Here is a 24,435-nt window from a genome sequence, read left to right as displayed (position 1 = left end):
CATGAGCGCGATCATCCGCAAGATCGTCACCGTCGTCGAAGAGACGCAGATGGAGATGGGCCGCCAGGTCTCGCCGCCGACCCGGCGCGCGGCTGCGATCGCCGTCATCGAAAATCCCTTTGCCGGACAATATGTCGAGGATCTCTCGCCGCTGATCGCGATCGGCGAGGAGCTCGGCGAGCTCTTGTCGAAGCGCGCCGTGGCTGCGCTCGGCATCGATGGCGCGAAGGCGCAGAGCTATGGCAAGGCTGCTGCCGTCGGCGAGAACGGTGAGCTGGAGCATGCCGCCGCGATCCTCCATCCCAAGATGGGCGCGCCGGTGCGCAAGGTGCTGAGCAAGGGCGCGGCGCTGATCCCGTCGTCGAAGAAGCGCAGCGGTCCGGGCACCACGCTCGACATCCCGCTTGGGCACAAGGACGCCGCCTTCGTGCGCAGCCATTTCGACGGCATGGAGGTGCAGATCAACGACGCGCCGCGTGCCAACGAGATCATGGTCGCGGTCGCCGTCACCGACAGCGGCCGTCCGCTGCCGCGCGTCGGCGGGCTTACGGTTGCGGAAGTGAAGGGCGAGGACGGTCTGAGATAGGGCTCGAAGCGGGAGGCGGGCACAGCCTCTCCGGTGAGATCAGGCAGAAGACGTAAAGAGTTCAAAACTGGAGGTTGGGATGCGAGCAAGAAATTACTTCGTCGGCGCGGCCTTTGCGCTTCTGGCGGGCGGCATGGCTCATTCGGCCCTGGCGCAGGACATCAAGATCGGCGAGATCAACAGCTATTCGCTGCTGCCGGCGTTCACCGAACCCTATCGCAAGGGTTGGCAGCTCGCGGTCGAAGAGATCAACGCGGCCGGCGGCATCAACGGCAAGAAGCTCGTTGTGATCTCGAAGGACGACGGCGGCAAGCCGGCGGACGCGCAGACCGCGGCGAATGAGCTGGTGTCGAGCGAGGGTGTCGCGATGCTGACGGGTACGTTCCTGTCGAACATCGGCCTTGCCGTCAGCGACTTCGCCAACCAGAAGAAGGTGTTTTTCCTCGCGGCCGAGCCGCTGACGGATGCCGTGACCTGGTCGAAGGGCAACAAATACACCTTCCGTCTGCGGCCTTCCAACTACATGCAGGCGGCGATGCTGGTGGAAGCAGCCGCAAAGCTGCCGGCCAAGCGCTGGGCGACGATCGCGCCGAACTATGAATACGGCCAGTCCGCGGTCGCCGTGTTCAAGAAGCTGATGTCGGAGAAGCGCCCTGACATCCAGTGGGTCGACGAGCAGTGGCCGCCGCAGGGCAAGATCGACGCGGGCCCAGTGGTGCAGGCGGTTGCCGCCGCCAATCCCGAAGCGATTCTCAACGTCACCTTCGGTGCCGACCTCGTCAAGCTCGTGCGCGAAGGCAACACCCGCGGCCTGTTCAAGGGGCGCGAGGTCGTCTCCTTCCTGACCGGCGAGCCGGAATATCTCGATCCGCTGAAGGACGAGACGCCCGAGGGCTGGATCGTCACCGGTTACCCCTGGTACTCGATCAAGACGCCCGAGCACGACGCGTTCCTGAAGGCGTACCAGGCCAAGTACAGCGACTATCCGCGCCTCGGCTCCATCGTCGGCTACCAGACCATCAAGGCGGCCGCCGCAATCCTGACGAAGGCGGGCTCGACCGATCCGGAGAAGCTGATCGCTGCCGCGGAGGGACTTTCGATGCCCTCGCCATTCGGCGAGATCACCTTCCGCAAGATCGACCACCAGTCGACGCTCGGTGCCTTCGTCGGCAAGACCGCGCTGAAGGACGGCAAGGGCGTAATGGTGGATTCGTCCTACAAGAAGGGCGCGGACTATCTGCCCAGCGATGCCGAAGTCGAGAAGCTGCGTCCGAAGGATTGATCCCCGCTGCCGTAGGGTGGGTTAGCCGAAGGCGCAACCCACCACCTTCGGCATCCGCAGAAACAGAAGTGGTGGGTTACGCTGAGCGAACTGCGCTTCGCGCAGTCGCTGGGCTAACCCACCCTACAAAGCTCTCGCCCGCGCACGAGCGGGTGAGACCCAACACCAACCCGGACCGCCGATGGCCTTTTACGTCGTACAGTTTCTGACCGGTCTCGCCAGCGCGGCGTCGCTGTTCCTGGTGGCCTCGGGCCTGTCGATCATCTTCGGCGTGACGCGGATCGTGAATTTCGCGCATGGCGCCTTCTATATGATCGGCGCCTACATTGCCTTCACGCTGACGGAGCGCCTGTCGGGCGCATTCGGCTTCTGGGGCAGTATCGTGCTGGCCGCGATTGCCGTGGCGCTCATCGGGGTGCTGGTCGAGATGGTGCTGCTCCGCCGCATCTATCACGCGCCGGAGCTGTTCCAACTGCTCGCGACCTTCGGCCTGACCTTGATGGTCGAGGATCTCGTCGTCCTGATCTGGGGACCTGACGATCTCGTCGGCCGCCGTGCGCCCGGCTTCAGGGGGGCGATCGATTTCTTCGGCCAGAACATCCCGAGCTACGATCTGTTCCTGATCGTGCTGGGGCCGGTCGTGCTCGGCATTCTCTGGCTCCTGTTCCGGCGCACGCGCTGGGGCGTTTTGGTGCGCGCGGCGACGCAGGACCGCGACATGGTCGCAGCGCTCGGCGTCAACCAGAAATGGCTGTTCACGTCCGTGTTCGCGGTCGGCGTCTTCCTGGCCGCGCTGGGCGGCGCGCTTCAGATCCCGCGGGATGCCGTGCACCACGCGATGGATCTGCGCATCATCGTCGAAGTCTTCGTCGTGGTCGTGATCGGCGGCCTCGGCAGCATCGTCGGCGCGTTCGTCGCGGCGGTGCTGGTCTCCGAGCTCAATGCCTTCGGCATCCTGATCTTCCCCAAGATTTCCATCATCCTGGTCTTCCTGGTGATGGCGGTGGTGCTGATCGTGCGCCCCTGGGGTCTGTTCGGCAAACCGGAGGCGCCCGCGCGCAAGACGCCGGGGCTCACCGTCAATCCCTGGCGGCCGCTGACGTCGAACGAGCGGCTTGCGGCGCTTGCCGCGCTCGTGATCGCAGCGATGCTGCCGCTGTTCGCCGGTAACTACGCGCTGACCGTCGGCTCGGAGATCGCGATCTTCGTCATCTTCGCCGTCAGTCTCCACTTCCTGATGTCGGTCGGCGGACTCGCGTCCTTCGGCCATGCCGCCTATTTCGGGCTGGGCGCATACGGCGTCGCTTTCCTCGCCAAGATGGCGGGATTGCCGATGATCGTGTGCCTGTTGCTCGGGCCGCTGCTCGGCTGCATGGGCGCCGCCGTGTTCGGCTTCTTCGCCGTGCAGCTCTCCGGCGTCTACTTCGCGATGCTGACGCTCGCTTTCGCGCAGATCGTGTGGTCGATCGCGTTCCAGTGGGTGAGCGTAACCGGCGGTGACAACGGCATATTGGGCGTCTGGCCGGAAAAGTGGGCAGCGAGCCCGTCGCACTTCTACTGGTTGGCGCTCGGCGTTGCGGCGCTGGTGACCGTCGCACTGCGGGCGATGGTGTTCTCGCCATTCGGCTACGCGCTGAGGGCGACGCGCGACTCGCTCCTGCGCACCGAGGCGATCGGCATCAATGCCAAGCGCATCCAGTGGACCGCCTTCGTGATCGCAGGGACGACCGCCGGCATTGGCGGCGCGCTGTTCGCTTACCTCAAGGGTAGTGTCTTCCCGGACAATCTCGGCATCTCGCTCTCGGTCGATGCGCTGGTGATGGTGCTGCTCGGCGGTGTCGAGACGGTGTCGGGCGCGGTGATCGGCGCCATCGTCTACAAGGCCTTGAACATCTGGCTGGTCAGCCAGACCGATTTGTCGAAACTCGTGCTCGGCGGCTTCATCGTGTTGATCGTCGTCGTCTTCCCCAAGGGCATCGTCGGCATGCTGGAGATGCTGGCGCAGCGCCGCAGGAAGGCATCGCCGCCGGGATCACCTCTGCTCGCCAAGCCGATCGAGTCTGCCGAATGAGTGTTGCACCTCCACTTCTCGCCGTTGAAGGCTTGACCAAATCCTATGGCGGCATTCACGCCGTGCGTGGCGTCTCGTTCTCGCTGCGCGCCGGCGAGATTTTGGCGCTGATCGGGCCGAACGGCGCGGGCAAGAGCACGTGCTTCGACATGCTCAACGGCCAGAACAAGCCTGATACCGGCCATGTCCGCCTGCTTGGCGAGGAGATCACGGGCAGGAAGCCGCGCGAGGTTTGGCGGCTCGGGGTCGGGCGCACCTTCCAGATCACGGCGACCTTCGCCACCATGACGGTGCGCGAGAATGTGCAGGTCGCGCTGATCTCGCACGGGAAGCAGCTATTCAATCTGTTCGGCTCGGCGCCGAAGTTCGACCGCGGCGAGGCCGGGCGCCTGCTCGAGCTGGTCGGCATGGGCGGTTATGCCGATCGGCCCTGCGGCGAGCTTGCCTATGGCGACCTCAAGCGGCTCGAGCTTGCTGTAGCGCTCGCCAACCAGCCCAAGCTGCTGTTGATGGATGAGCCGACCGCCGGCATGGCGCCGCGCGAACGCGTCGACCTGATGCGGCTGACTGCGAGCATTGCGCGGGAGAAATCGATCGGCGTGCTCTTCACCGAGCACGATATGGACGTGGTGTTCGAGCACGCCGACCGCATCATCGTGCTGAATCGAGGGACGCTGATCGCCGAGGGCACGCCAGCCGAGGTGCGCGGCAATCCGCAAGTGCAGGCGGTCTATCTCGGCGAGGGCCTGGTCTACGATGCCCGCCATCGCGAGGGAGCATCAATATGAAGCTCACCGTCGAGGGCCTCAACAGCCATTATGGCCCGGCGCATATCCTGTTCGACATCGGCTTCGAGGTCGGCGAGGGCGAGGTGGTGGCGCTGCTCGGGCGCAACGGTGCCGGCAAGTCGACGACGTTCCGCTCGATCGTCGGCCTGGTCGCGCAACGAACCGGCCGCATCATGTTCGAGGGCAAGGACGTCTCGGCCAGGCCGACTCACGAGATCGTGCGCGAGGGGCTCGGCTATGTGCCGGAGGAGCGCCGGATATTCACCGACCTGACCGTCGAGGAAAATCTCGAAGTGGGCAAGCAGCCCAAGCGTCCGAACGCGCCGCATTGGACGCGCGAAAAGCTGTTCGCGCTGTTTCCAAATCTCGGCGAGATGAAGAACCGTCCCGGCGGCCGCATGAGCGGCGGCGAGCAGCAGATGCTCACGATCGCCCGCACGCTGATGGGCAATCCGTCGCTGGTGCTGCTGGACGAGCCCTCGGAAGGTCTGTCGCCGAAGATCGTGGAGCAGATGGTCGACGCCATCCTGACCATGAAGAAGGAGGGCGTCAGCATCGTCGTCTCCGAGCAGAATCTGCATTTCGCGCGGCTGATTTCGGATCGCGCCTACATCATCGAGCGCGGCCGCATCTGCTTCGGCGGCACCATGGCCGAGCTCGATGCGCGTCCGGATATCCGCGACGCGCATCTGTCGTTGTGAGAGGCGGGGACGGATGGCGAGAAGTGTCGCGGTGAAGAAGGGCGTCAAACCGGCAAAACCGCCTTACGTGCTCGACGAGCAGGTCGGTTTCATCCTGCGCCAGGTCTGGCAGCGCCACAGCTCCATCTTCTCCCGCGATATCGGCACCAATCTGACGCCGACGCAGTGGGCGGCATTGTCGAAGCTCGCCGAGACCGGCCCGTGCTCGCAAAACCAGCTCGGCCGGCTGACGGCGATGGACGTCGCGACCATCAAGGGCGTGATCGACCGGCTCACGGCGCGCGGGTTGACTGAAACAAGTCAGGATCCCGAGGACGGTCGGCGGCTGCTGGTCAGCCTGACGCGCGCCGGTCAGCAGCTTTCGGAGAAGGTTGCGCCGAACGCGCTCGCCATCACTCGCGAGACGCTGGCGCCGCTCGAGCCCAAGGAGCGCGAGATGCTGATGGTGCTGTTGAACAAGCTGCGGTGAGCGTGCCATAGACGGTCTCGTAGGGTGGGCAAAGGCGCGAAGCGCCGTGCCCACCACTTCTCAATGGTGGGCACGCTTCCGCCGTCGCTCTTCGAGCTATGGCGGACAAGTCGCTTTGCCCACCCTACGGCAGTTGAACAAGGTGCGGGCACGGGCGACTAACCTCGATGAAGGACTTGTCGAGGTATTAGTTATGAGAGTCGCGGCGAAGTTTACGATGGTTTTGACCCTCGGTGCGGCGCTGGCGGGCAGCGCGCCTGCCTTTGCCGCGCAGCCCTACGAGGGCTTCTGGGCGTCGACCAAAAAGGATTGCCGCGATGACGACAGCCCCAACCGCATGAGCATCGAGGGCGGCAATCGGCTGTATTGGTACGAGACGCGCTGCCGCGCCAGCGAGATCACCGGCGACGGAAAGCTCGGCTGGAAGATGAAGCTCGCCTGCGAAGGCGAGGGCGAGAAGTTTCGCTCCAATCCCCGGGTCTCCATCGCTGTGGACGGCAAGCTGGTGATGGACAACGGACCGGTCGGGCAGGCCAAGCGCCAGACCTATGTGCGTTGTGAGATCGCGAAGAAGCGCTGATGCTGAACGCTCACGTCTTGCCCGGCCATTTGGCGCGGTAGCGGATTTCGCTGCCGTCGGCGAGCCGCCGCCAAGTCCCGAACTCCGGCGTATGCGGCGCCCGGGCCGTCAAGTCGATCGGGTAGATTCGGCTCGGCTGGCCTTCGATATTGACGGCGAGCTGCCGGTGTGAGGTTCGAAACGCGAGCTCGACTTCGCCTGCGATGACGGGCTGGTCGCCGTCACGATAGAAGGCGGCCGGGGTCACTTCGCCCGGCATCGTGTTGAGGTCGGTCTGCAAGTCGATGGTGATGCCCTTGGGCGATGTCGGCACCGCGACCCCGGCCGGAAAACGGACCTCGAATACGAGCAGGGGATTGCCGCCGTTCCGGTTGAGCCAGGGCGTCGCAGTCGCATAGGCGTAGGCAATGTAGATGCCGATCCCGGCGACGCTGAGCAGGACGACGACGCCGAGAGACTTCAGGCTGTCGCGCGCGACACTGCCACTGGCTGCGTCCTGGCCCGAACGCGTCACCAGCCAGTTGGCAAACACCGCGCCGGTGATCGCGCCGATGGGGGAGTAGACGAACAGTCCCAATAGACCCGAGGTGATCGGGTCCGCGCGGTTGCCGAAATCGAACAGGGAAAACAGCACAAAGATCGCGACATAGCCCGCCACCGCGCCAGCAACGCCGACGGCTATTCGCGATGAGTTCTTCATGTTCCCTCGATGGTCCAGCAATGAACTGCCGCCACCGAGGGCTGCCTGCGTTAGACGCAGCAGGCCGCAGACTTGTTCAACGTCATCGAGGGAGGTGCGGAGCGGTGTGCCGCTCCGGCTGCGTCACTTCGCCACCACCTCCGGCACCTTGCCCGCCGGCGGGGTGTTGCGGCTGCGCTGGGTGCGCACGATGCCGTCGATAATGGTCATGCCGATGCCCGGGAGGTCACCGAGCTGGACGCTCTCCAGGATGTTCTTGCCGGGCGAGTGCTGGGCCTTGTCCATGATGACGAAGTCGGCGGAACGGCCCACTTCAATGAGGCCGCAATCGAGTTCGCGCATCCGGGCGGTGTTGCCGGTGGCGAGACAAAACGCGATCTCGGCCGGCAGCTCGCCGAGCGAGGATAGCATCGAGACCATGCGCAGAATGCCGAGCGGCTGCACGCCGGAGCCGGCGGGCGCGTCGGTGCCGAGGATGACCCGGTGCAGATCGCCCATCTCGCGCGCGGTGCGCAGCGTGAACAGAGCGGAGCGCTCATTGCCGTTGTGCACGAGCTCGAGGCCGCGCTTGCAGCCCTCGCAAATGCAGCGGATCTGGTCGTCGGGCAGGGCAGTGTGGCCGCCGTTGATGTGGCCGACCACGTCGGTGTCGGCCTCCAGCACCACGTCCTTGTCGATCAGGCCGGAGCCGGGGATCGAGGGGCCGCCGGTGTGGATGGTGCTCTGGATGCCGTATTTGCGCGCCCAGCCGACCATCTTGCGCGCGGTCGGGCCGTCCTTGACGCCGCCGAGGCCGACCTCGCCGAGCAGCTTGACGCCGGCCGCGGCCAATTCCTTGAAGTCCTCCTCCACCATCTCGCATTCGATCACGGGCGCACCGGCGTGAACCTTCACGCCGCCGGGGCGCAAATTCCAGAATGCGCGCTGCGCAAAGATCGCCATCGCCTTCAGCCCGACGACGTCGCGGGGGCGGCCGGGCATGTGCACTTCGCCGGCGGAAATCATCGTGGTGACGCCGCCGTGCAGATTGCTGTCGATCCACCCGATCTGGTTCTGGCGCGGCGTCCAGTCGCCCGCCACGGGGTGGACGTGGCTGTCGATCAGGCCCGGCGCCACCGTGGTGCCCTGGGCGTCGACGATGGTGGTTGCGCCTTCGATGTCGACGTCCTTGAAGCGGCCGATCGCGGTGATCTTGCCGTTCTCGGCGACGATCGTGTCGCCATCCAGGATCGGCTTTTCCAGGGCGCCGGACAGGATCAGGCCGATATTCCGGATCACGAGCTTCGAGGGTCCGGTGGCCTGGGGTGCGTCATGCGCCATGGAGGGGGCTCCTTATTCCTAACTGCAACGCTCGCGATCTTGGGCAGCCTTGACCCCGGGATCAAGCAGGATTATTCATTAGTACACGAATGATCGTGTACAAACGACGCATAGCTGCCCGCCTCGGAACCGCATTGGAAGCGACAGGGAAGGTGAGATGAGCAATTTCAATCAGGAAAGCGTTTTGAGCGTCCACCACTGGACCGACACGCTGTTCTCCTTCAAGACCACCCGCAGCCCGACCTTCCGCTTCCGCAACGGCGAATTCACCATGATCGGGCTCAAGGTCGGCGAGAAGCCGCTGCTGCGGGCCTATAGCGTCGCCAGCGCCAATTACGAGGACACGCTGGAGTTCTTCTCGATCAAGGTGCCGGACGGTCCGCTGACCTCGCGGCTCCAGCATTTGAGGGAAGGCGACGAGATCATCGTCAGCCGCAAGGCCACCGGCACGCTGGTGATCGACAATTTGGAGGAGGGGCGCAACCTCTACCTCATCGGCACCGGTACCGGCCTTGCGCCGTTCCTGAGCGTGATCAAGGACCCCGAAACCTACGAGCGGTTCGAGAAGGTTGTGCTGCTGCACGGCTGCCGGCACGTCACGGAGCTCGCCTATGGCGAGATGATCACCGAGACGCTGCCGAAGGACGAACTGATCGGCGAGTACATTCAGAATCAGCTGATCTACTATCCGACCGTGACGCGCGACCCCTTCCGCAACCGCGGCCGCATCACCGACCTCATCACCACAGGCAAGCTGTTCGCCGATATTGGCCTGCCGGCGCTGGAGGCCGCCCACGACCGCGTCATGATTTGCGGCAGCCCGGCACTGGTCGCTGATACCCGCGTGCTCCTGGGTGAGCGCGGCTTTGTCGAGGGCAATCACGGCGAGCCGGCCCAATTCGTGGTCGAAAAGGCCTTCGCCGAGCGCTAACGCGCAATTCTAGCTTGAGAAGACCGCATTTTCGCCGCGTGGGGCCCGTTGCGGCGCCGATTCGGCGCTTGATACACTGTGGGAACGAATCAGCGGAGTTCCCACATGGTTGCGGACAGCGACAGCAACATCGCCTGGCACCGGGTCCAGTTGAAGAAGAACCGCGCCGAGTTGAAGGCGCTGGAGACCGCGCGCTTCACGATGGGCGAGATCGCCTCCTCGAAGCGGAACGGCCAGACCCAGAAGGCGATCGCGGAACTCAAGCGCAAGATCGCCCAGTCCGAGCGCGTGATCGCCGATCACGACAAGCGCACGCGCCGTCCGCTCGGCACCGACATGCAGAGCCTCAGCAATGGCAGCTGGAGCCATTGGGACGCCTATACCAACCAGCAGCAGCGCAAGACCGGTCAGCGCTCGCCGGGGCGTGGATAAATCGTCGTCTCCTCGCGCCAGTTCCGACCCTTGCGCGTTGGCCCGCCCATACCATTTGGGTGAGACGCCAGCAATCACTCCGGTGATCCCATGACAACGCGCCTCGATTTCACCAGCGAGGCCTTCTTTCGCGATCCGCCCAAGGCGATCGCGGCGTTGCGCATGTCCGGTCCTCTCGTCGCGACGCGATTTCCTCTGGTCGGCGATGTCTGGATCACCACGACCCATAACGCGACGGCACAGGTGCTGAAGGACGGCGCTACCTTCACGCTGCGCAAGGAGGATGGCGACGTCGCGGGTCTGCGCTGGTGGATGCCGAGCTTCGTCAGGACCATCGCCAACAACATGCTGACGATGGACGAGCCGGATCACACGAGGCTCCGCAGCATCGTGGACGAGGCCTTTCGCCGCCGTGCCATCGTCGCGATGGAGCCGCGCATCCGTGCCATTGCCGACGGCTTGGCCGACGAGTTGTTCGCGGAGGGACGTCCAGCCGATCTGGTTCAGCGCTACGCGCGCATCCTGCCGCTCGCAGTGATCTCCGAGCTTCTGGGATTGCCTCTGGCCGACCGGCCCAAATTCATCGCCTGGGGCAACGCGATGTCCTCGCTGACAAATGTCGTCAGCTTCTTCCGCTTGCTGTGGGCGTTCCGAAAGATGCGGGCCTACCTCGAGCAGCAATTGCAGGCCGCGCGTATGCAGGGCGGTGAAGGCCTGATCGCCGAACTGGTCCAGGTCGAGCGCGAGGGTGCCCAGATCACGCCGGATGAAATGGTCTCGATGGTGTTTCTGCTGCTTGCAGCCGGCTCCGAGACGACCACGCATCTCATCAGCGGGTCCGCCTACGAGCTGCTCAGAAGTCCTGGCCTCCGCAGTTGGCTGGAGCAGGATTGGAGCCGCGCCGGTCTCGCCGTCGAGGAGTTCCTGCGTTTCGTCTCCCCGGTGCAATTTTCAAAACCGCGCTATGTGCGGCGGGACGTCGAGGTCGAAGGCATGCGTCTGAAGAAGGGCGACCGTGTCATGGTGATGCTCGCCGCCGCCAACATGGATCCGGCGGTGCATGATCACCCTGGAAGCCTCGATCTCGAACGCAAGCCGAACCGTCACCTCTCGTTCGGGACGGGAATCCATTTCTGCCTCGGCCATCAGCTTGCGCGCATCGAGGCGGCCTGCGCGCTGGAAGCGTTGTTCGTGCGGTGGCCGAAACTTGGTCTGGCCGTCGATCCCTCGCAGATCCATTGGCGCAAGCGGCCGGGGATTCGCATGATTGCGAAGCTTCCTGTCACGGCCGAGGTCCACGGAACATTTGCCGCTGCGGCGCCAGCGATGGCCGATCGTTCTCCCGTGCAGGCGGAGTGAAGCTCTCTCCTTCGGCAAATCGTCGCTGACCATGATCTGCTCGGAACGGCCTGCGGCGCTTGCTGTTGTCCACCGGGACCTGAGGGCATGCGAAGGAACAGTTCCGTGCGCAGGATTCCCATCTTTCAAAGAGGTTGGATCATGACCAGCAAAATGCCGAATGTTCCGCCGGACAATCAGAGCCGGAAGGGAACTGGCGACACCAAGCAAACGTCGGCCGATCAGACTCCGCGCGGCCAGCAGCGCGCGGAAAATCCGGACCAACAGGGACAGCAAGGCAACATCAAGCAGAACACGACCAATCAGGGATACCAGCAAGACCGTTGAGGAGGCGACATTCATGTCGACATCCACCAAGACGCCCAACAGCATTCGCCAGGGTGGCCCCGGCGCATCGCACGAGAACGCGAAGGCGCCGCTGGAGGTGAAGAAGCCGCCTGCGGACGATGAACAGCGAAGCCACAGCCGCGTCTCCGGTGGTGGAGGCGAGCAGGATTCCCATCACCGCCACGACGCGACCGGCAAGGGCGGCGGCAGATAGACCACAGCAGCCGCCGCGACCAATGCCGGTACAACGGACGTACCGAGCCAAGAGGAGAGACTGATGCCAAGTGGGCACGGCAGCAAGACGCACTTCAGATCCGGCATGCATGGCAAGGGCGACGGCACCGGTGCATTGACCGAAGTGCCCAAGGACAAGATCGGCGATAACATGGTCCTGTCCAACCGCGACAAGGCCCAGCATTCGGACATTCGCGGCATGGACGGCAAGTCCATTCAGACCGATCAGTATCAGGATCATGCAGCCAACCGGCTCGACGAGACGCCGGAGGCTGACGAGACCTGAGAGGGGCGTTCCTCCCGCTGAACTCGCGGACCGGCGTTCAGCCGGTCCGCTTTTTTGTCGGCGCGAGCTCGCGCTCCCAGCCGAACACGGAGCGGCCGTCGAGGTCGGGTGACGCCGCACGTTCGTCGGCGATGTAGGTCTCGACCGACGGGCCGCGCGCAGTGCGCTCCAACCGCCGTGCCTGATCGTCCAGCCGCTTCATCGCCTGCATCTCTTCATCACGCCCGAGCTTCGCGCTCTGGATCGCGCCCTTCAATACGCGAATGGTCTCGTCATAGACCTTGATCGGGACGGGATAGGGATGCCGGTCCTTGCCGCCATGGGCGAGCGAGAAGCGCGCGGGATCCTTGAAGCGATACGGCGCGCCGTGCACGACCTCGGCGACCATCGCCAGTGAGCGCACGGTGCGCGCGCCGACGCCGGGCGTCAGCAGCAGCTCCGGGAAATCGACCGGGCCGCGTTCGGCGGCTGCGGCGAGGGTGCCGTGCAGGCGCCGCGCGAACACATCCTTCGGCCGGACGTCGTGATGCGCGGGCATGATCAAATGCGGCAGCATGGCCTGCGCAGGCTCGGGCGCAGTCGCGGTGAGCCGCTCGAATTCGGTGAGGATGCGATCGGGGCCGAGATCGCTGAGGAGCTCGAGCTGCGCGCTCCGCGAAATATCGGCGCGGTGGTCGGTCAGATTGACGATCTCGCCTTGCTGCGGGCCGTCGATCGCGCTGTGCGGCGTATCGACAAAGCTCTTCAGCGCCTCGGAATGCCAATGATAGCGGCGGGCCTGCCGCTTGTCGCCGTTCATGCCCTGCTGCACCACCGTCCATTTGCCGTCGGCGGTGACGAAGAAGCCGTGGAGATAGAGATCGAAGCCGTCCTGCACGGCCGCGCTGTCGACCTTCGCCACCAGGCGGCTGGCGCGGGTGAGCCTTGCACTGTCGAAGCCGACGCGATCGCCGAGCTGCATCAGCTCGTCCGGCGTCTTGCGCGAATGCTGGCCGCGGCCGCCGCAGACATAAATGCCAAGCTCATCCTGAAGCGGCCCGAGCCCCCGCTTCAGCGCGCCGATCACGGATGTGGTGATGCCGGAGGAGTGCCAGTCCATTCCCATCACGGCGCCAAACGACTGGAACCAGAATGGATGCGACAGCCGCTGGAGAAACGCATCGCGGCCGTAATGATGCACGATCGCCTGCGTGACGATCGACCCAAGCGAAGCCATGCGGCTCGCAAGCCACGGCGGAACCCGTCCGGTGTGCAAGGGAAGATCGGCGCTGCCGGTACGTCTGGTCATGAGTCCTCAAGCTAGCCCAATTGGGCGACGGTTGCATCTGCGGAATGCTGCGTTGCACGAGAGAGGGGAGCCAAGCCGGCCGGGAGGCGTTGAGCGGGCTACGCGAAGTGCAATGACGGGGACAATCGATGAATTTGCAGGCCCTGATGGCCGACATCGACAGGATGTTCGGCTGGATACCCTCGTGGTTTGTCGGCCTCGGCCTGGTTGTCGGCGCGATCTTGCTTGCGCTGTTCGTTTATCGGGTCGCCGTATGGCTGCTCGCGCGCGCCTTCGGAACCCGCCTTCCGCTCCTGAGCATATTCATCGACCGCACTGCTGGCCCGGCCCAACTGGCGCTTTGCCTGGCGGCCGTCGCATTGGTCCTGCCGCTTGCCCCGCTCGACGAGATGATCCGCACGCCGCTGATGCGCCTGTTCGTCGTGGCCGTCATTGCCCTGATCGGCTGGATCTCGATCCGGATCGTAGACATGAGCGCGGCGCGGTACTTGCAGAATTTCCGCGATGTCAGCGAGAATTTCGTCGCGCGCAAGCACGTCACGCAAGTTCGCGTGTTCAAGCGCGTCACTGATACCATCATCGTCGTCATCACGGTGTCCACCGCGCTGATGACGTTCGATTCGGTGAGGCAATACGGCGTCAGCCTGTTCGCCTCCGCCGGCGCGGCCGGCATCATCGTCGGCCTTGCCGCGCGGCCGCTGCTCAGCAACCTGATCGCGGGCCTGCAGATCGCGATCACCCAGCCGATCCGCATCGAGGATGCCGTGATCATCGAGAACGAATGGGGCTGGGTGGAGGACATCGCCTCGACCTATGTCGTGATCCGGCTGTGGGATTGGCGACGCATGGTGGTGCCGCTGTCCTATTTCATCGAAAAGCCGTTCCAGAACTGGACCCGCGACACCGCCTCGCTGATCGGCGTGATCGCGCTCCATGTCGACTATCGTGCCGACGTCCCGCGCATCCGGCGTTGGCTGGAGGACGCCGTGAAGCAGTCCAAGCTCTGGGATGGCGCGGTGGTCAATCTTCAGGTGATCGATGCGGACTCGCGGACCATCGAGCTCCGCGCGCTGGTCAGCGCGCGAAACGCGCCGCAATCCTGGGACCTGCGCTGCGAGATCAGGGAAAAGCTCGTCGCCTTCATCCGCGACGAGATGCCGGAGGCGCTGCCGCGCGAGCGTGCGATCCTGATCCCGTCGGCCGACGATGATGCCGATTTCCTCCGGCCCGTCGCGCGGCCGGAGAAGATGCGGGCGAGCGCGCGCAATTGAGTAGCCGCGGGGCCATGCGGTGCCGACAACGGTCGCCTGCACGCGCGCGGCCGCCGCTTGCGCAATGTTCGCCATGCCTGTGAGCAGAATGAACACGCAACAATTCCGAACGATATCCTCATGCAAAGAGGCTCACTGCGCGCGGATGTTGGCAGCCTTCAGCACCGGCTCCCATTTGGTCGCCTCGGCGCGCATGTAGGCGTCAAACTCCTTGGCGGAGGAGCCGACCGGAGCGGCGCCGATCTTGCCCAGCGTCGACAGCACGTTCGGGTCTTGCAGCGCCGCCTTCAGATCGGTTTCGAGCTTCGCCACGATCTCCGGCGGCATTTTTGCCGGACCAAGCACGCCCCACCACACCGAAACGTCGTAACCGGCGACGCCGGATTCTGCGACGGTCGGGACGTCAGGTAATGCCTTGGAGCGCTCGGCCGAGGTCACGGCAAGTGCGCGCACCGGACCGCCTTCGAGCTGACCAATTGCTTCCGCGAGCGGATTGATGCTGAGCGGGATCTCGCCTGCGATCACGGCGGTCAGCGCCGGCGCGCCGCCCTTGTAGGGGATCGCGACAATCTTGCTGCCGGACATGTGCTTCAACAGTTCGCCGGCCAGATGCGCCGAGGTGCCATTGCCGGACATGCCGTAGGAGAGCTTGTCGGGCTCTTTCTTCGCAGCAGTCAGGAGATCGCCGAGTGTCTTGTAGGGGCTGTCCTTGGCCACGACGATCGCGAGCGGCGAGGAGGCGACTTCGGTGATCGCGGTAAAATCCCTGAACGTGTCGTAGGGCACGCTCGGATAGATGAACTGGTTGAGCGGATGACCGCTGGCGACCAGGATCAGCGTGTAGCCGTCGGGCGCGGCCTGCGTCAGCGCCTGCGAGGCGACGATGCCGCCGGCGCCGGGACGATTGTCGACCACCGGCTGCTGCCCCCAGGTCTTGGCCAGCGCCTGGCTCAGCGTGCGCGCGAGCACGTCGACCGCGCCACCGGCCGCGTAGGGCACGAGGATGTGAACCGGCTTGCTCGGATAATTGTCGGCGGCCTGCGCGGCGCTGCCCGCGAGCAGCAAACCGGCGCCCAGCATCAATCCGCCGATTGTCTTGTTCAAACCCAGCATTTTCCCAGCACTCCTTGCGGGCGCACGCATCCTTGCATCGGTCTTCGAGCCGTCCGGATGCCGCCCATGGTTTTTGTTGACGAGACCTGATCTTTTGTACGATAGTACAAATCACATGGTACGCAACCCCACCAGCAAGGAAACGGCCCGCAAGCCGAACATGCGCGAGGCGATCCTCGCCGCGGCCGAGGAGTTGTTCGCCACCAACGGCTTCAACGCCGTCTCGGTGCGCGACATCGCGCAGGCTGCCGGAGCCAATCCCGGCAGCGTGACCTATCATTTCAAGACCAAGGACGGATTGCTGCTGGAGATCTACCGGCGGCATTGCGGGCCGATGAATTTGCGACGTTCGGAGCTGCTCGCGGCCGCCAGGCGGGTGCGCGATCTCCAGGACCGGCTGGAGGCGGTGGTGCGGGCCTATGTCGTGCCGGCCTTCACCTCGGGCAGCGACCTTGCCGGCGGCGGTGCGCGCTTCACGCGGCTGCGCGCGGTGATGTCGGCCGAGGGCAACGAGGTTGCGCGAAAGATCATCGCACAGACATTTGACGACACCAGCCACGCCTTCATCGATGCGATCCACGAGAGCCTGCCGCACATTCCGCGCACCGACATCGTCTGGCGCAGTCACTTCCTGCTCGGTGCACTCTATTACTCGCTGGTGACGCCCGATCGCGTCTCGCGCCTGTCCCGCGGCGAAGCCGATGGCGGCGATGCCGCCAGCGCCATCGAGCAGCTGGTGCAGGCCACGGTTGCCTCCTTCCAGGCGCCGCCGCTCGATCATGCCGCGCCGGCGCGGCGGCGGCCGGTCGTCAGCAGCAAGACTTGAAAGAAGCCGTCTCGCCCGACGGTTGAAGTGATGACGATGATGTACACGCCCACCATTCCGCCGCCCGATCCGAACACGCGCACGCCGAAGTTCAAGCTGCCGAAGCTGTCCTGCGACGCGCATTGCCACATCTTCGGGCCCGGTGCGAAGTACCCTTACGCGCCGGACCGGTCCTACACGCCGCCGGATGCGCCGCTGGAGGATTTTCGCATCCTGCATGCCAAGCTCGGCGTCGAGCGCGCCGTCATCGTCAATGCCAGCGTGCACGGCACCGACAACAGTGTGGCGCTCGATGCCATCGCGCAGAGTAACGGCGCCTATCGCGCCGTTGCCAATATCGACGACACCATCACCGAGCGCGGGCTTCGTGCGCTGCACGAGGGCGGTTTTCGCGGCTGCCGCTTCAATTTCGTCCGCCATCTCGGCGGCGTCCCTGACAAAGGCGTGTTCGATCGCGTCATCGCCATGGTCGCGCCGCTCGGCTGGCACATCGACCTGCATTTCGATGCGATCGATCTGCCTGATTATGCCGACATGCTGGCAAAGCTGCCGCTCAGCTACACCATCGACCATATGGGACGGGTGAAGGCCTCCGAAGGGCTCGACCAGCTGCCGTTCAAGATCTTGATCGAGCTGATGCAGCGCGACGAGAAATGCTGGGTCAAGATCTGCGGCTCGGAGCGGGTGTCCTCCAGCGGTCCGCTCTTTGCCGATGCGGTGCCGTTCGCGCGAAAGATCGTCGAGACCGCGCCGGATCGCGTCATCTGGGGTACCGACTGGCCGCATCCCAACGTCAAGGTGATGCCGAACGACGGCGACCTCGTCGACTTGATTCCGCTGTTCGCGCCCGAGCCCGAGTTCCAGCAGAAGATCCTTGTCGACAATCCGGCGCGCCTGTTCGAGTTCGACCGATGACGGTGCTTGCAATCGACAAGCCGCGCGGGCGGCCCTGGTGGAGGGAGCTCTGGATCCAGGTGCTCATCGCCATGGCCGCCGGCATCGCGCTTGGGATCATCAGTCCCGAGGCGGGCGCCAAGATGCAGCCGCTCGGGGATGCCTTCATCAAGGCGATCCGGATGCTGATCGCGCCGATCATCTTCTGCACCGTCGTGCACGGCATCGCCCACATGGCCGACATGGCGCGGGTCGGGCGCGTCGCGGTCAAGGCGATCGTCTATTTCGAGATCATGACCACGATCGCGCTGATCATCGGTCTCATCGCGATCAACCTGCTCAAGCCCGGCGTCGGCATGAACATCGATCCCGCCAGCATCAATGCCAGTGCGATCGAGCCTTACGTCAAGCAGACCAGCGTCATCGGCTTCGTGCCGTTCCTGATGAACATCGTGCCCGCGACGTTCATCGGCGCCTTTGCCGAAGGCAACATCCTCCAGGTGCTGTTCATCTCCGTCCTTTGCGGCTTTGCGCTGGTGCAGCTCGGCGAACGGGCCGCGCCGCTGGTCCATCTGATCGACATCGCTGCGAAAATGGTGTTCGCCGTCGTCGGTTTCGTGATGTGGGCGGCGCCGATCGGTGCGTTCGGTGCCATCGCCTTTACGGTCGGCAAGTTCGGCGTGGGATCGCTGGCCTCGCTCGGCAAGCTGCTCGGAGGCTTTTATCTCACCTGTGTGGTCTTCATCGTCGTGGCGCTCGGCCCAGTGGCGCGGCTATGCGGCTTCTCACTGTTGAAGCTGATCCGTTACATCTGGGAAGAGTTGCTGATCTGCATCGCCACGACGTCATCCGAGACGGTGTTGCCGCGGATGCTGACCAAGCTGGAGAAGGCCGGCTGCGAGAAGAGCGTGGTCGGCCTCGTGATCCCGACCGGCTACTCCTTCAATCTCGACGGTACCTGCCTTTACCTTGCCGCCGCCTCGGTGTTCCTGGCGCAGGCGACCAACACGCCGTTCGGGCTGGCCGAGCAGATCGAACTGCTCTTGATCCTGCTCGTGACCTCCAAGGGCGCGGCGGGGATCGCGGGCGCCGCCTTCGTCGTGCTGGCGGCAACGCTGTCGGCGACCGGCACCATCCCGGTGACGAGCGTGGCACTGGTGCTCGGCATCCACCGCCTGATGTCGCAGGGGCTGACGCCGACCAATCTGATCGGAAACGCGGTGGCGACCATCGCGATTGCCAAATGGGAAGGCGCGCTCGACGGCGAACGCCTGAGGCGCGTGCTCGACGGCGAGGAACAAGGGGCCGCCGCAATCTGATGAAGTGGCTTCCGGCGCGACGCAGGCGGCCTATGATGGTTACGAACAAGAGAGGGGAGTTTCTCCCATGAAGACAGGTCTCGTCGTCACCGCCCATCCCGGCGATTTCGTCTGGCGCGCCGGCGGCGCGATCGCGCTGCATGCGAAGAAGGGCTATCGCATGAAGATCGTCTGCATGTCCTTTGGCGAGCGCGGCGAGAGCCAATTCGCCTGGAAGGAAAAGGGCGCGACGCTGGAATCGGTCAAGGCCGGCCGCAAGGACGAGGCGGAGCGGGCGGCAAAGCTGCTCGGTGCCGAGATCGAGTTCTTCGATTGCGGCGATTATCCTCTCAAGCTCACCGAGGCGCATTTCGACCGCATGGTCGACATCTACCGCGAGCTCAATCCCAGTTTCGTGCTGACCCACGCGCTGGAAGATCCCTATAATTTCGACCATCCGAACGCTGCGCATTTCGCGCAGGAGACGCGCGTCGTCGCGCAGGCGATGGGCCACAAGCCCGGCGCGCAGTACAAATATTCGGCGCCGCCGGTGTTCCTGTTCGAGCCGCATCAGCCAGAGCAGTGCAATTACAAGCCGGATCTGCTCCTCAAGATCGACGAGGTCTGGAAGGAGAAGTACGAGGCATTCCAGATTCTCGCCGCACAAAAACATCTCTGGGGCTATTACGAGCGCGTCGCGCTCAACCGCGGCATTCAGGGCAGCCGCAACACCGGCGTGCCCATGACTTATGGCGAGGCCTATCAGCGCCTGTTCCCGACGGTTTCGGAGGAGCTGGCATGAAGCCGGTCGTCGTTCGCAATATCATGCGTGCCGATCCCGCCGGGATGGCGGAGTACGGCGTCTCGACCGTGCACGAGGCCTATGCGCGGATCGGCCTGATGAAGCCTTATCTGCGGCCGGTCTGGGCAGGGGCGTCGATTGCCGGCCCCGCGGTGACCGTGCTGGCGCAGCCCGGCGACAATTGGATGATCCATGTCGCGGTCGAGCAGTGCAGAAAGGGCGACATCCTCGTCGTCGGCTGCACCACCGACAATACCGACGGCATGTTCGGCGAATTGCTGGCGACCTCGCTGCAGGCACGCGGCGTGCAAGGGCTGATCATCGATGCCGGCTGCCGCGACGTCAAAGCGCTGCACGAGATGAAGTTTCCGGTGTGGTCGCGCGCGGTCTCGGCCAAGGGCACAGTCAAGGCGACGCTCGGCTCGGTCAACGTCCCCGTCGTTTGCGCCGGCGTCAATGTCGACCCCGGCGATATCGTCGTGGCCGATGACGATGGCGTCGTGGTGGTCCCGAAGCGCTACGCCGCCGAGGTCGCCGAGAAGGCGAGGAAGCGCAACGCAGACGAAGGCGGCAAGCGCAAGCGCCTTGCCTCGGGCGAACTGGGTCTCGACATGTACGGCATGCGCGAGGCGCTGGCGAAGGCCGGGCTCGTCTATGTCGACAATCCCGAGGACGTCTAGAGCAACGGCGGGAGCGGGTGGGTGGAACGTCTCAAGCTGAAGGCCGTGCTCGGTAGTCACCCCCACGTCCAGGCAGTGAAGAGCGGCGCGCTACGCTCCGATCTTTTTGACCTAGACTTCATCGCGTACACGCCGACCAATACTGCGTTCAAGCCGATGGTGCGGGAGCAGGCCTTCGACGTCTGCGAGATGGCGATCGTGACGTATCTGATGGCGAAGGCGCACGGCAAGCCGCTGGTGCTGCTGCCGGCGACCATGCTCGGCCGCTTCCAGCATTCCTATGCGCTGTACAATCCCGCACATGGAATGTTCGGGCCGTCCGATCTCGAAGCCAAGCGGGTTGGCATCCGCTCGTTCACGACGACGACCGGTGCCTGGATCAGGGGCATCCTTGCCAACGACTACGGCGTCAATCTCGACAAGATCCGCTGGATCACCTTCGAGGATCCGCACGTCGTCGAATATGTCGACACCACCGAGCGCGCCCCGAAGGACAAGAAGATCCTGCAGATGCTGCTCGACGGTGAGCTCGACGCTGTCCTCGGCGAGACCTCTGATAATCCCAAGCTGAAGCCGCTATTTCCCGATCCAGCCGCGGAGGCCGCCAAATGGTACGCCAAGCGCGGCGTCGTGCCGGTCAATCATCTGGTCGTCGTGACCGAGCAACTCGCGAGAACGCGTCCCGAGATCGTTGCGGGCGTCTATGATCTCCTCAAGCAGAACAAGGTGCAGGTGGGCCCCGCGGGAGATCCCGACCTCGTTCCGTTCGGGGTCGAGGCCAACCGGAAGCCGCTGGAGCTGATCGTCGACTACGCATTCCAGCAGGCACTGATCCCGCGCCGCTATGCGGTCGAGGAGCTGTTCGACGAGACGACACGAGGATTGAACTGATGGTGGATCCGAAGCGATGGCAGATCGGGCTGGTCGGCTACGGCGAAGTCGGCAGGATCTTGGCCGAGGATTTGCGCCAGCAGGACATCAAGGTCGCCGCCTATGACATCAAGCTCGGGGGCGAGCAGGGCGCGCCGCTGAAGGAGCATGCGGCGAATCACGGTGTGGCGCTTGCGGCATCTCATGCTGAGCTGACCGCGAAATCGGACTTCATCATCTCCGCCGTCACCGCGAGCCAAGCGGTGCCTGTCGCAGAGGCCTGTGCCGCTGCGATCAACCAGGGCGCCTGGTTTCTCGATTTCAATTCGGCCTCTCCGGGCGCCAAGCAGCGCGCCGCTGCGCTGATCGACGGCGCCGCCGGGCGCTACGTCGAAGGTGCCGTGATGACCTCGGTGCCGCCGTATCGCATCAAGGTGCCGCTGCTGCTCGGCGGCCCCGGCGCGCGAGAGATCGAGCCGCTTCTGAACGCCATCGGCTTTGCCGCGAAGGTTGCAAGCGACAAGCTCGGCGTGTCCTCGGCGGTGAAGATGTGCCGCAGCATCATGATCAAGGGCCTGGAGGCCATGGTCATCGAGAGTTTTACAACCGCGCGCGCCTATGGGGTCGAGGATGCGGTGCTGGCCTCGCTCGCGGAGACGTTCCCCGGGATCAACTGGGAGAAGCAGGGCGCCTATTTCTTCCAACGCGTGATCGAGCACGGTCGCCGGCGAGCCGAGGAGGTGCGTGAGGTCGCCGAGACCGTGCGTGAGGCGGGACTGACACCATGGTCCGCGCAGGGCACGGCAGAGCGGCAGGCCTGGGTGGCTGACCTTGCCGATGAAGGGCTGTTCGGCGTCAGGGGCACGGCGGAGTTCGCGCGCAGCGCTGATTGGCGTACCGAGGCAGATCGAATCCTGAGCAAGATCAAACGCTGACGCCGAACGCGTAGGTTGAGTTCAAAACCCTGCCGCTGTCGCGATAGTTCGAGATTTCGTCACGGGCGAGCTCGATCAGATCGACCAGGCGCTTGGCCTCGCGGACGACTTGCTCCTTGGCGGGCGCGGTGCGGAACTCGGTGAGAATCATGCGGATGCACTTGTCGGCGGTATCCAGCGTCCAGAGCGCGCGGGTCATGTCGTCCTGCGTGTGGATCGCCGAGATATCGAGGCCAGATAGGACTTCGCCGATTCCATTCAGTCGCTTGACGGCGGTTTCCGCCGGCGTGTTGGCCCGAATGGAGCGATAATCGATGCTACTGAATGCGCTGAACATGTACATACTTCCCCACTGAACAGGTCGTTCAGTGCGTCTCCTTAGTATGATCCTGATGGCCTGTTGTGCAATGCGCACAGCTACGGTCCGGGATTCTACCGGGCTCGGATCTGGGGACGGATCGGCCGTGAATCGGTACGAAACGGTCCGACGATCAGCCGTGTTCCCGACGATTTTACCGTTGGAGATTCGACCGGAAATGCGTTCAGGCCCCAGGCCGGAACAGAGCGGGCCGCTGCCGTGCAAACGTCTGTCGGCCCTCCTTGAAGCCCATCATGACGTCGGGCAGCTCGGCGATGGCGAAGCGGCTGTCTTGCGTATCAAGCACGATGAGATCGGCGGGATTGCCGATCTTGATGCCGTAATCGTCGAGATTCATCAGCCGCGCCGGCAGCTCGGTCACGAGATCGAGGCAGGTGTCGAAATCCCTCACCGAGGCGTGCGCGACATTGGCGTAGAAGTTCGCCATCCGCAGCAGCGAGGCGTCGCCGAACGGCGTGAAGGGATTGAGCACGTTGTTGGTGGCGACCGAGCAAACCACGCCGTCGCCCGCGAGCTTGTGGGCGAGTGCCAGCCCGCGCGGCGCGTTGTGGGCGGCTTCGCGCCCCATGAGATAGAGATCGGTCGCGGGCAGCACGGTGACGGCGACGCCGGCCTTCGCCAGTTGCGCGGTGGCAGCCTTCATCCGCTCCGGCGGTAATGCCGAGAGCTTCGTCGCGTGGCCGATCGTGACCCGTCCATGATAGTTGCGCCGCTCGGTCTGGCGGCAGACCTCGTCGAGATGCCACCAGGAAGGATCGAGATCGAAATCCAGATGGAGGTCGACGTCGACGTCGAATTCCTGGGCGAGGTCGAAGATTCGCGCGAGATGCGCGGTCGGATCGGTGTCGGTATAGGGACAGCCGCCGATCGTCTCGCCGCCGTGGCGCAGCGCCTGGACCAGCAGCTCCTCAGCTCCGGGATCGTTGATCAGCCCCTCCTGCGGGAACACGCAGAGCGACAGGTCGAGCGCCCACGCATAGTCGCGCTTCAACGCCTTCACCGCCTCGAAGCTGCGCAGGCCGATACGCGGATCAATCTCCACATGCGTGCGCATGCGCGTCGTGCCGTGCACGATCGCGCGTTCGAGCACCTTGGCGCCGCGGGCGTAGACGTCCTCCACGGTGAAGTCGCGTTTCATGGCCGACACGGCCCGGATGGCGTCACCGAGACTGCCGTGATCGTGGCCGCAGCGGTCGAGCAGGCAGGCCTTGTCGAGATGGATGTGGGTGTCGACGAAGCCGGGCAGGGCGAGGTGCCCGCCGATATGGACCTCGACGGCTTCGCAGGTGAGCTTCGGCTCGATCGCGGCGATCCGGCCGCCCTTCACGCCGATGTCGACAGGCGCGGCGGACGATCGCAACAACGCGGTACGGAAGATCAGGTCGAAGGCGGGCTGGGTGATCATGGCTCTTGCGGACGGAACTTAGAGCAATCGGCGGGGATCGGCGGCTCCAGATTGTCGGCAGTGTAGCGAGGCAAATGTTCAAAATATATGCATGGATTCCGCGACAGTGGCGGTAATATTCCGCGAACCCGGGAGAGCCTGCCATGTCCGTTGCCGCCAGAGCCGAAACTGCTCAATTGTCCGATGCCGCGATCGTGGAGGCCTATCTCACGGCATCGATGATCCCCGATCCCGACGCGGCGGCGGCCTATATGGCGCCGGGCACCGTCATCACGTTCACCGGCGGGCGCGAGTTCGATCATCCGCGCGGCCCGACCGGCTTCAACGCCAAGCGCTACCGCTGGGTCAAGAAGAAGATGGACCGGTTCGACGTCTGCCCCGGCGACGGCGAGACCGTGGTCTACAGCGTCGGTACGCTCTACGGCGAATGGAAAGATGGGACCCCGTTCGAGGGCAACCGTTACGTCGACCGCTTCGTGGTGCGCAATGGCAAGATCACCAAGATGGACGTCTGGAACGACAGCGCCGAGCGCATCCTGGTCCAGCGCGGCATCGACGCGTAAGGTCCGTCTCGGCACAGGCGGAGTCGAACGGCCGCTCGTCATATC

General features: G+C 64.5%; 28 protein-coding genes. 22 read left to right on the top strand and 6 right to left on the bottom strand.

Features of this window, described 5'->3' with window-relative positions; all coding sequences use genetic code 11:
* Position 1: 1 nt before the first annotated feature.
* The 7 genes from RAD10_RS16650 (at position 2) to RAD10_RS16620 (ending at position 6,477) form a co-directional block, all read left to right on the top strand.
* Complete coding sequence (locus RAD10_RS16650) at positions 2 to 586, top strand: amino acid synthesis family protein (RefSeq protein ID WP_018320970.1); 585 nt, start codon at positions 2 to 4, stop codon at positions 584 to 586.
* Positions 587 to 665: 79 nt separating this feature from the next.
* Positions 666 to 1,868: an ABC transporter substrate-binding protein gene (locus RAD10_RS16645; protein ID WP_461618376.1), complete on the top strand. Its 1,203-nt coding sequence runs from the start codon at positions 666 to 668 to the stop codon at positions 1,866 to 1,868.
* Positions 1,869 to 2,049: 181 nt separating this feature from the next.
* The gene (locus tag RAD10_RS16640) at positions 2,050 to 3,939 is read left to right on the top strand and encodes an ABC transporter permease (RefSeq protein WP_461618375.1); all 1,890 of its coding nucleotides are present in this window, start codon (positions 2,050 to 2,052) and stop codon (positions 3,937 to 3,939) included.
* Complete coding sequence (locus RAD10_RS16635; protein ID WP_183710291.1) at positions 3,936 to 4,727, top strand: ABC transporter ATP-binding protein; 792 nt, start codon at positions 3,936 to 3,938, stop codon at positions 4,725 to 4,727. Before RAD10_RS16640 ends, RAD10_RS16635 begins: the two co-directional genes overlap by 4 nt.
* Complete coding sequence (locus RAD10_RS16630) at positions 4,724 to 5,428, top strand: ABC transporter ATP-binding protein (protein WP_461618374.1); 705 nt, start codon at positions 4,724 to 4,726, stop codon at positions 5,426 to 5,428. The genes RAD10_RS16635 and RAD10_RS16630 overlap by 4 nt, the downstream gene beginning before the upstream one ends.
* A gap of 13 nt (positions 5,429 to 5,441) precedes the next feature.
* Positions 5,442 to 5,897 (top strand): MarR family winged helix-turn-helix transcriptional regulator, encoded by a 456-nt coding sequence (locus RAD10_RS16625; protein WP_461618373.1) that lies wholly within the window; start codon positions 5,442 to 5,444, stop codon positions 5,895 to 5,897.
* 193 nt (positions 5,898 to 6,090) lie between these two features.
* A complete protein-coding gene (locus RAD10_RS16620) occupies positions 6,091 to 6,477 on the top strand; it encodes a hypothetical protein (protein ID WP_461618372.1) in 387 nt (128 codons plus the stop codon).
* A 10-nt stretch (positions 6,478 to 6,487) separates the two neighbouring features.
* Here the strand turns inward: RAD10_RS16620 and RAD10_RS16615 are convergent, their stop codons facing one another.
* Positions 6,488 to 7,177, bottom strand: a complete 690-nt coding sequence (locus tag RAD10_RS16615) for a hypothetical protein (protein WP_461618371.1) — start codon at positions 7,175 to 7,177, stop codon at positions 6,488 to 6,490.
* A 123-nt stretch (positions 7,178 to 7,300) separates the two neighbouring features.
* Positions 7,301 to 8,497 carry an amidohydrolase family protein gene (locus RAD10_RS16610; protein ID WP_461618370.1) on the bottom strand — a complete coding sequence of 399 codons (1,197 nt, stop codon included), beginning with the start codon at positions 8,495 to 8,497 and terminating at the stop codon, positions 7,301 to 7,303.
* 157 nt (positions 8,498 to 8,654) lie between these two features.
* On the opposite strand from RAD10_RS16610, the gene RAD10_RS16605 reads away from it, so the two are divergent.
* From RAD10_RS16605 to RAD10_RS16580, 6 genes are all read left to right on the top strand, one after another.
* Complete coding sequence (locus tag RAD10_RS16605) at positions 8,655 to 9,428, top strand: ferredoxin--NADP reductase (protein ID WP_461618369.1); 774 nt, start codon at positions 8,655 to 8,657, stop codon at positions 9,426 to 9,428.
* 105 nt (positions 9,429 to 9,533) lie between these two features.
* Entirely contained in the window at positions 9,534 to 9,860 is a 327-nt protein-coding gene (locus RAD10_RS16600; protein ID WP_018320980.1) for a hypothetical protein, read from the top strand.
* A gap of 90 nt (positions 9,861 to 9,950) precedes the next feature.
* Positions 9,951 to 11,219, top strand: a complete 1,269-nt coding sequence (locus RAD10_RS16595) for a cytochrome P450 (RefSeq protein WP_461618368.1) — start codon at positions 9,951 to 9,953, stop codon at positions 11,217 to 11,219.
* 141 nt (positions 11,220 to 11,360) lie between these two features.
* Complete coding sequence (locus RAD10_RS16590) at positions 11,361 to 11,546, top strand: hypothetical protein (protein ID WP_461618367.1); 186 nt, start codon at positions 11,361 to 11,363, stop codon at positions 11,544 to 11,546.
* Between the two features lie 13 nt (positions 11,547 to 11,559).
* Complete coding sequence (locus RAD10_RS16585; protein ID WP_461618366.1) at positions 11,560 to 11,760, top strand: hypothetical protein; 201 nt, start codon at positions 11,560 to 11,562, stop codon at positions 11,758 to 11,760.
* Between the two features lie 63 nt (positions 11,761 to 11,823).
* Complete coding sequence (locus RAD10_RS16580; RefSeq protein ID WP_461618365.1) at positions 11,824 to 12,066, top strand: hypothetical protein; 243 nt, start codon at positions 11,824 to 11,826, stop codon at positions 12,064 to 12,066.
* A 37-nt stretch (positions 12,067 to 12,103) separates the two neighbouring features.
* Here RAD10_RS16580 and RAD10_RS16575 read toward each other — a convergent pair whose 3' ends face one another.
* Positions 12,104 to 13,354: a DUF763 domain-containing protein gene (locus RAD10_RS16575; RefSeq protein ID WP_461618364.1), complete on the bottom strand. Its 1,251-nt coding sequence runs from the start codon at positions 13,352 to 13,354 to the stop codon at positions 12,104 to 12,106.
* Between the two features lie 128 nt (positions 13,355 to 13,482).
* Between RAD10_RS16575 and RAD10_RS16570 the strand changes: the two genes are divergently transcribed.
* Complete coding sequence (locus RAD10_RS16570) at positions 13,483 to 14,625, top strand: mechanosensitive ion channel family protein (RefSeq protein WP_461618363.1); 1,143 nt, start codon at positions 13,483 to 13,485, stop codon at positions 14,623 to 14,625.
* Positions 14,626 to 14,757: 132 nt separating this feature from the next.
* Here the strand turns inward: RAD10_RS16570 and RAD10_RS16565 are convergent, their stop codons facing one another.
* Positions 14,758 to 15,738, bottom strand: coding sequence for a tripartite tricarboxylate transporter substrate binding protein (locus RAD10_RS16565; protein ID WP_461618362.1), 981 nt, complete (start codon positions 15,736 to 15,738; stop codon positions 14,758 to 14,760).
* Positions 15,739 to 15,853: 115 nt separating this feature from the next.
* Here RAD10_RS16565 and RAD10_RS16560 point away from each other — a divergent pair, with 115 nt between their 5' ends.
* The 7 genes from RAD10_RS16560 (at position 15,854) to RAD10_RS16530 (ending at position 22,043) form a co-directional block, all read left to right on the top strand.
* The gene (locus RAD10_RS16560) at positions 15,854 to 16,564 is read left to right on the top strand and encodes a TetR/AcrR family transcriptional regulator (RefSeq protein WP_461618361.1); all 711 of its coding nucleotides are present in this window, start codon (positions 15,854 to 15,856) and stop codon (positions 16,562 to 16,564) included.
* 30 nt (positions 16,565 to 16,594) lie between these two features.
* Positions 16,595 to 17,479, top strand: coding sequence for an amidohydrolase family protein (locus tag RAD10_RS16555; protein ID WP_461618360.1), 885 nt, complete (start codon positions 16,595 to 16,597; stop codon positions 17,477 to 17,479).
* Positions 17,476 to 18,777, top strand: a complete 1,302-nt coding sequence (gene dctA, locus RAD10_RS16550) for a C4-dicarboxylate transporter DctA (RefSeq protein WP_461618359.1) — start codon at positions 17,476 to 17,478, stop codon at positions 18,775 to 18,777. The genes RAD10_RS16555 and dctA overlap by 4 nt, the downstream gene beginning before the upstream one ends.
* 67 nt (positions 18,778 to 18,844) lie before the next feature.
* On the top strand, positions 18,845 to 19,558 hold the full coding sequence (locus RAD10_RS16545) for a PIG-L deacetylase family protein (RefSeq protein WP_461618358.1): 714 nt from the start codon (positions 18,845 to 18,847) through the stop codon (positions 19,556 to 19,558).
* On the top strand, positions 19,555 to 20,238 hold the full coding sequence (locus tag RAD10_RS16540; protein ID WP_461618357.1) for a 4-carboxy-4-hydroxy-2-oxoadipate aldolase/oxaloacetate decarboxylase: 684 nt from the start codon (positions 19,555 to 19,557) through the stop codon (positions 20,236 to 20,238). Before RAD10_RS16545 ends, RAD10_RS16540 begins: the two co-directional genes overlap by 4 nt.
* A 21-nt stretch (positions 20,239 to 20,259) precedes the next feature.
* Positions 20,260 to 21,129, top strand: a complete 870-nt coding sequence (locus RAD10_RS16535; RefSeq protein ID WP_461618356.1) for a substrate-binding domain-containing protein — start codon at positions 20,260 to 20,262, stop codon at positions 21,127 to 21,129.
* Positions 21,129 to 22,043, top strand: a complete 915-nt coding sequence (locus RAD10_RS16530) for a DUF1932 domain-containing protein (protein ID WP_461618355.1) — start codon at positions 21,129 to 21,131, stop codon at positions 22,041 to 22,043. The genes RAD10_RS16535 and RAD10_RS16530 overlap by 1 nt, the downstream gene beginning before the upstream one ends.
* Here the strand turns inward: RAD10_RS16530 and RAD10_RS16525 are convergent.
* Together RAD10_RS16525 and RAD10_RS16520 are read right to left on the bottom strand one after the other, a co-directional pair.
* Complete coding sequence (locus RAD10_RS16525; RefSeq protein ID WP_461618354.1) at positions 22,033 to 22,380, bottom strand: hypothetical protein; 348 nt, start codon at positions 22,378 to 22,380, stop codon at positions 22,033 to 22,035. The genes RAD10_RS16530 and RAD10_RS16525 overlap by 11 nt on opposite strands.
* Positions 22,381 to 22,585: 205 nt before the next feature.
* A complete protein-coding gene (locus tag RAD10_RS16520; RefSeq protein WP_461618353.1) occupies positions 22,586 to 23,827 on the bottom strand; it encodes an amidohydrolase family protein in 1,242 nt (413 codons plus the stop codon).
* A gap of 143 nt (positions 23,828 to 23,970) precedes the next feature.
* Here RAD10_RS16520 and RAD10_RS16515 point away from each other — a divergent pair, with 143 nt between their 5' ends.
* Positions 23,971 to 24,390, top strand: a complete 420-nt coding sequence (locus RAD10_RS16515) for a nuclear transport factor 2 family protein (protein ID WP_461618352.1) — start codon at positions 23,971 to 23,973, stop codon at positions 24,388 to 24,390.
* Positions 24,391 to 24,435: the final 45 nt, after the last annotated feature.

The sequence above is a fragment of the Bradyrhizobium sp. 23AC genome, from assembly GCF_054863025.1.
The sequence above is the reverse complement of the archived record's forward strand: the minus strand, read 5'-3'. Positions and strand labels throughout refer to the sequence as shown.